Annotated in this window: 7 protein-coding genes; 4 read left to right on the forward strand and 3 right to left on the reverse strand. The window is 61.9% G+C overall.

What is annotated here, in order from left to right:
* From bfr to AC1P6P_RS12440, 3 genes are all read right to left on the reverse strand, one after another.
* Nucleotides 1–343 (reverse strand): bacterioferritin (gene bfr / locus AC1P6P_RS12430; protein WP_481402763.1); only part of this gene is annotated, 343 nt, incomplete at its 3' end.
* Nucleotides 344–363: 20 nt separating this feature from the next.
* The gene (locus AC1P6P_RS12435) at nucleotides 364–558 is read right to left on the reverse strand and encodes a (2Fe-2S)-binding protein (RefSeq protein ID WP_481402758.1); all 195 of its coding nucleotides are present in this window, start codon (nucleotides 556–558) and stop codon (nucleotides 364–366) included.
* Between the two features lie 108 nt (nucleotides 559–666).
* Nucleotides 667–855: a (2Fe-2S)-binding protein gene (locus AC1P6P_RS12440; RefSeq protein ID WP_481402759.1), complete on the reverse strand. Its 189-nt coding sequence runs from the start codon at nucleotides 853–855 to the stop codon at nucleotides 667–669.
* A gap of 671 nt (nucleotides 856–1,526) precedes the next feature.
* Here AC1P6P_RS12440 and rpsL point away from each other — a divergent pair.
* From rpsL to AC1P6P_RS12460, 4 genes are all read left to right on the forward strand, one after another.
* Nucleotides 1,527–1,898, forward strand: a complete 372-nt coding sequence (gene rpsL, locus AC1P6P_RS12445; protein WP_481402760.1) for a 30S ribosomal protein S12 — start codon at nucleotides 1,527–1,529, stop codon at nucleotides 1,896–1,898.
* A gap of 15 nt (nucleotides 1,899–1,913) precedes the next feature.
* Entirely contained in the window at nucleotides 1,914–2,384 is a 471-nt protein-coding gene (gene rpsG, locus AC1P6P_RS12450; protein ID WP_481402761.1) for a 30S ribosomal protein S7, read from the forward strand.
* Nucleotides 2,385–2,399: 15 nt separating this feature from the next.
* Nucleotides 2,400–4,472, forward strand: a complete 2,073-nt coding sequence (gene fusA / locus AC1P6P_RS12455) for an elongation factor G (protein WP_481402762.1) — start codon at nucleotides 2,400–2,402, stop codon at nucleotides 4,470–4,472.
* A 23-nt stretch (nucleotides 4,473–4,495) separates the two neighbouring features.
* On the forward strand, nucleotides 4,496–4,622 hold a 127-nt coding region (locus tag AC1P6P_RS12460), incomplete at its 3' end, for a GTP-binding protein (RefSeq protein WP_370153578.1).

The raw sequence follows: 4,622 nt of genomic DNA on the forward strand, positions 1-4,622 counted from the left end.
CGTAATCGCCGATGGTTTCGCTATGGGCGACGCCGGCCTTCAGGGTGCCGAGGGCGTCGAGTTCGAGCGCCAGATCGCAGCCCAGCACCTCGCGTACGGATTCGCCGATGCGCAGCTTGCCGAGATCCTGGAGATTCGGCAGCCCGCCGAGGAACAGCACCCGCTTGATCAGCCGGTCGGCGTGCTTCATCTCGTCGACCGATTCTTCGTATTCCTTATTGGCGAGGATCGAGACGCCCCAATCGGCCAGCATCCGCGAATGCAGGAAGTACTGGTTGATTGCGGTCAGTTCGTTCTTGAGCGCCACATTGAGCAGGCGGACGACTTCGCTGTCGCCGGGCAGCGAGGCGGTGGGCGAGGGGCCTATTCCGCCGCTTCCAGCGCTCGCACCGCCGGCTCCGGTTGGCTGTCCAGCAGTGCTTCGATCGTTTCCTGACATCGTCCGCAGTTCCTTTGAACCCCGCAAAAGGCATAGACATCGTCCGCCGACCGGGCGCCATCAGCGATGGCTTTGGTCACGCGGGCTTCGCTCAACCTATTGCAAATGCAGACGATCATCCAGGTACCCGACTTTGACGCTAGGGCAAGGCGAGGGGCGCCTTCACGGTCCCTTAAATCGGGTAGTTGCGAACGAGTGTCAATAACGGAAAGTGCGGATGGGCCGGATCACTCGGCCGCTTCGAGGCTGGGGCCGTTGAGGGCGCGCTCGATCGCCTGGGCAATGCGGACGGAGCAGGCGGAGCAGCCGCGCTTGAGGCGGTAGCGGCGGAAGACGTCGGCCTGGTTGCGCGCGCCATCGGCGACCGCCGCAGCGATCATGGTATCCGTCAGCCGATTGCAGATGCAGACAACCATCCGATTCCAGCCGTCCTTTGTCGGCCCTCGCTCTATACGGACCATATGCAAAGATAGTGTTGCCGTTTTGATGGCGGACCGGCGACGAAGAAAAGGCGCTTTGTCGTCGCGCGCTTGCATTGTCACATCGTCCAGCGCCGATTCAGGGACGACGTCGATGATGAGAAGGCGATGCAGAATCAGTTTTGATATTAGGGAAGGGCGATGCTCGCGCGCGCGATAAGGTTCGCGATGGGTTATTAACCCGTTGTTAACCCGTAATTTTCTTGCAAAGCCTCACTTCCGCCCTATCGCTCGGCGCCGCGAATGCCTGGGGAATGGTCGTGCACGCGAGGCGGGCAGGGCTCACAGGCGGGTTGTTGGTGCGAAAACGTCTGACCGACATGTCGCGCAAGCTCCCGGATTGTCGTCAATTTTCGCTGCTTGACGCTTCGGGAATCGCACCCTATAAGGCCCCACCTCTCAGGGCAGGTCGTCCCCCGCGGAAACACTGTTGGAGAGCCAGTTTATAGCGTTGAACCGCGCGACCAAGGGCTTAGCCCGGCGTCCTCCGCGATCTGACCGAGGCAGGAAGTCCCTGCACTCGGTGTTTTGTTTCTTGCCGTGCGCATGGTGCGTCCGGTCGTAGGTCAAGGCCCGTGTGCTCCGGCACACTAAAGAGTGAAACAGGAATGCCGACGATCAATCAGCTGATCCGCAAGCCTCGCGGTAGCAAGCCCCGGCGCAATAAGGTGCCGGCGCTGCAGAATTGCCCGCAGAAGCGCGCCGTATGCACCCGCGTTTACACGACGACCCCGAAGAAGCCGAACTCCGCTCTCCGTAAGGTGGCGAAGGTTCGCCTGACCAACGGCTACGAAGCGCTCACCTATATTCCGGGCGAAGGCCATAACCTGCAGGAGCACTCGGTGGTGCTGATCCGCGGCGGCCGCGTCAAGGACTTGCCGGGCGTTCGCTACCACATCATCCGCGGCTTGCTCGACACCCAGGGCGTCAAGGACCGCAAGCAACGCCGTTCGCTCTACGGCGCCAAGCGTCCGAAGTAATCGAGGAGATTTAGAATGGCTCGCCGCCGCCGCGCAGACCGCCGCGAAATCAATCCGGACGCCAAGTTTGGCGATCTGGTCGTTGCCAAGTTCATGAACAGCCTGATGTACGACGGCAAGAAGTCCGCCGCTGAAGGCATCATGTATGGTGCGTTCGACGTCATCGCCCAGAAGACCAAGCAGGACCCGCTGGCGGTGTTCCACGAAGCGCTGCGCAACGTTGCGCCGGCTTTGGAAGTGCGTTCGCGTCGCGTCGGCGGCGCCACCTATCAGGTGCCGGTGGAAGTCCGCCAGGACCGTTCGCGCGCGCTCGCCATCCGCTGGATCATTACCGCCTCGCGGGCTCGCAATGAGACCACGATGACGGGCCGCCTCTCGGGCGAAATCCTCGATGCCGCGTCCAACCGCGGCAATGCCGTCAAGAAGCGTGAAGACACGCACAAGATGGCGGATGCGAACCGAGCCTTCTCGCATTATCGCTGGTAAATAAAGGACCGTACCGTGCCCCGAACGACCCCGCTCGAAAAGTATCGCAACATCGGTATTGCCGCGCACATCGATGCCGGCAAGACGACGACGACCGAGCGCATCCTCTATTACACGGGTAAGTCCCATAAGATCGGCGAAGTCCACGACGGCGCCGCGACCATGGACTTCATGGAGCAGGAGCAGGAGCGCGGCATTACCATCACGTCGGCCGCGACGACCGCTTTCTGGCGCGACCACCGCATCAACATCATCGACACCCCCGGCCACGTCGACTTCACCATCGAGGTGGAACGTTCGATGCGCGTGCTGGACGGCGCGGTGGCTGTGTTCGATGCCGTCGCCGGTGTTGAGCCGCAGTCCGAGACGGTGTGGCGCCAGGCCGACAAGTATCACGTTCCGCGCATCTGCTTCGTCAACAAGATGGACCGCATGGGCGCCGATTTCGGCCGCTGCGTCCAGATGATGGTTGACCGGCTCGGCGCGCGTCCGCTGGTGCTGACGTGGCCGATCGGCTCCGAAGCCGACTTCAAGGGCATCGTCGATATCATTCGCATGCGCGGCTTCGTCTGGCATGAAGAGCAGCTCGGCGCCCAGTACGACGAAATCGACATTCCCGAGGCCCTCAAAGCCAAGTGCGAAGAGCTGCATACCCAGCTCGTCGAAATGGCGGTCGAGGAAGACGAGGCGCTGCTCGAGGCCTATCTCGAAGGCACCCTGCCGAGCGAAGAAGATCTGGTGCGCTGCATCCGCAAGGGTGCCATCGGCTTCAAGTTCGTGCCGGTGATGTGCGGCTCGGCGTTCAAGAACAAGGGCGTGCAGCCGTTGCTCGACGCCGTCGTCGACTTCCTGCCGTCGCCGCTCGACATTCCGGCGGTGAAGGGCCACGTTCCGCATAAGGACGATCTTGAAGTCGAGCGTCCGGCCGACGACAAGGCGCCGTTCGCGGGCCTCGCGTTCAAGATCATGGACGACCCCTTCGTCGGGTCGATCACCTTCGTCCGCGTCTATTCGGGTTCGGTGACCTCGGGCACGTCGGTGCTCAATTCGGTCAAGGACAAGAACGAACGCGTCGGCCGCATGCTGCTGATGCATGCGAACAGCCGCGAAGACATCAAGGAAGCCAACGCAGGCGACATCGTTGCCTTCGCCGGCCTCAAGCTGACGACCACGGGCGAAACGCTCTGCGATCCCAACAATGCGGTGATCCTCGAGCGCATGGAATTCCCCGATCCGGTGATCGAGCTTGCGATCGAGCCGAAGACCAAAGCCGACCAGGAAAAGATGGGCATGGCGCTTCAGCGTCTGGCTCAGGAAGATCCGTCGTTCCGCGTCTCGACCGACCAGGAGTCCGGCCAGACCATCCTCAAGGGCATGGGCGAACTGCACCTCGACATCAAGGTCGACATCCTCAAGCGCACCTACAAGGTGGAAGCCAACGTCGGCGCGCCGCAGGTGGCGTATCGCGAGACGCTGTCGAAGCCGCTGACCATCGACTACACCCACAAGAAACAGACCGGCGGTTCGGGCCAGTTCGCCCGCGTCAAGATCGAATACGAACCGCTGCCCGCGGGCTCGGGCTTCGTGTTCGAAAACAAGGTCGTCGGCGGTTCGATCCCGAAGGAATTCATCCCGTCGGTCGAAAAGGGCATCAAGGCGCAGAAGGAAAGCGGCATTCTCGCCGGCTTCCCGGTGATCGACTTCAAGGCGACGCTGGTTGACGGCGCCTATCACGAAGTCGACTCGAATGCGCTCACCTTCGACATCGCCGCCCGCGCTTCGTTCCGCGAGCTGGCCGAGAAGAAGGCGGCCAAGCTGCTCGAGCCGATCATGAAGGTGGAAGTCGTGACGCCGGAGGAATTCCTCGGCGGCGTGATCGGCGACCTCAATTCCCGTCGCGGTCAGGTGCACGGCACCGATACCCGCGGCAACGCGCAGGTCGTGACCGCGATGGTCCCGCTTGCGAACATGTTCGGCTACATCAACACGCTGCGGTCCATGTCACAGGGCCGGGCGCAGTACACGATGCAGTTCGATCATTATGAGACCGTGCCGCAGGCAATCGCGGACGCGCTGAAACCCAAGTAAACCGCCCACAGGAGATAGCAATTATGGCGAAGGCCAAATTTGAGCGGAATAAGCCGCACTGCAACATCGGGACGATCGGCCATGTCGACCATGGCAAGACGTCGTTGACGGCTGCGATTACGAAGATCCTGGCGGAGACGGGCGGGGCGA

The organism is Rhizomicrobium sp. (assembly GCF_056722145.1).

What these genes read in the sequence shown, in the direction of transcription:
- rpsG (WP_481402761.1), top strand. Translation starts at nt 1,914, where the DNA reads ATGGCTCGCCGCCGCCGCGCAGACCGCCGCGAAATCAATCCGGACGCC.
- rpsL (WP_481402760.1), top strand. Translation starts at nt 1,527, where the DNA reads ATGCCGACGATCAATCAGCTGATCCGCAAGCCTCGCGGTAGCAAGCCC.
- AC1P6P_RS12435 (WP_481402758.1), bottom strand. Translation starts at nt 558, where the DNA reads ATGATCGTCTGCATTTGCAATAGGTTGAGCGAAGCCCGCGTGACCAAA.
- AC1P6P_RS12440 (WP_481402759.1), bottom strand. Translation starts at nt 855, where the DNA reads ATGGTTGTCTGCATCTGCAATCGGCTGACGGATACCATGATCGCTGCG.